The organism is Pseudomonas sp. UMAB-40, assembly GCF_900095275.1.
Lineage (GTDB): Bacteria > Pseudomonadota > Gammaproteobacteria > Pseudomonadales > Pseudomonadaceae > Aquipseudomonas > Aquipseudomonas mandelii_B.
Map to the genome: position 1 here is coordinate 368 of NZ_LT607604.1, position 1,493 is coordinate 1,860.

The 1,493-nt window shown below is 52.8% G+C and carries 1 protein-coding gene and 1 pseudogene; both read right to left on the reverse strand.

Annotated elements, in window-relative coordinates:
• On the reverse strand, window positions 1-302 hold a 302-nt coding region (locus K0F88_RS32770), incomplete at its 3' end, for a restriction endonuclease (RefSeq protein ID WP_257605423.1).
• A gap of 413 nt (window positions 303-715) precedes the next feature.
• Window positions 716-1,447, reverse strand: a pseudogene (locus tag K0F88_RS31935) (transposase); the annotation flags it as partial.
• Window positions 1,448-1,493 lie beyond the last annotated feature (46 nt).

The window sequence follows — 1,493 nt, forward strand, 5'->3', positions numbered from 1 at the left end:
TTATCATTAAGTGAAAGCGAGTGAGACAAGGCTAAGATATATCGACTTGGCGATAATTTCTGAACTTTAAGGCTTTCAGAATCCGCAATAGATTTAACGAGCTTTTCTAACGGCGTCGAAATCCAATGCTTACACTGGAGAATCCACTCATCCCCCTCGGACCTAAAAAAGCGCCCATCCACTCCAGCGTCACGTCCGGGCTTGAATCTTTCGAATATAACCCCTTCCCTCGCGCTTAGCAGGTCAGCGCAAAAGACTTCGAACTCTTTGTCGTTTAACCGCGAAAAATCGTAATCGCTCACAACAGCCTCGCTCAGAAATGGACCACATGCCAGTAAACCGCTCAGCATGAAAGTGTAGTTGATGGAAGCCGCACTTGAACCATCGCAGTGATAGCAGCAATGATGCGAGCTTTCTTGGGCTGGTCAGCCATATGACTTAGTGCATTGCTCCAATACAGCAACGCGATGTCGAATAACGGATGATCTGACTGGCCGCTTCTGGCCGTTTTCTGCCCGTCGCGAGAGGCAGAAAACAACCCAGGCTGTGTGAAAACGCACTGAATACGTCGAAAGCTGAAAGTCGCGAGGATTGCCTGTGGAGTAAGCGGGCGGAAGCGCGAATTGCCCTAACCATCTACATAGGCGTTTGTAATTCCGTTTGGGCCGCGTCAGCGGCCCAAACGGCTACTAACGGGCGAGCCAAGCGACTGGATTCAAGCCCTGATCGCCTCCAGCAGTCCTGCGATACCGAAGATGCTCATCATTCGTTTGAGGTTGTAGGCGAGCACATGAAGACTCATCTCAGTGCTCACCCTCGGCAGGGTTTTGGTCAGGAAGTGGGTACTTCCCATCCAGTACTTGAGCGTTCCAAAAGGGTGTTCAACGGTCTGTCGACGAACCCTCATCATCGCTGGATCATGTTCTAGTCGAACCTGCATCGCGTCGATTACCGCCTCATGTTCCCAGCGCCTCACTCGGCGCTCCTTACCCGTCGTACATTGCTTTTGCATTGCGCAGGACTGGCAGCCCGAGAAGTAGTAACAGTGCAACAACATGCCGTCTTCCATCGTCGAATGCCGTCGGGTCAGCAACTGGCCCGCAGGGCATCGATACGCGTCCGATGCAGCAACGTAGATGAAGTCCTGCTTACCAAATCGGCCTTCGGCTTTGCTGCCTGATGTCAGGGGTTTTGGTACAAAGGTGGTGATGCCCGCCTGCTCGCAGGCAAGGATTTCCAGACCTTTGTAGTAGCCTCGGTCGGCCACCACCGTTAGCGTTTCAGCCTCGATTTCTTCACGCGCCAGGTTCGCCATATTGCTCAGTTGCCCACGATCATTACCAACGTTGGTCACCTCATGGGCAATGATCAAATGGTGCTTGTCGTCGACGGCTGTTTGGACGTTATAGCCAACCGTTCCAGTGCCTCGTCCGCTCGTGGACATTGAATCGCCCCGGATTTTCTAGACACTCTCCAGGCTCGCTGCGTAACGC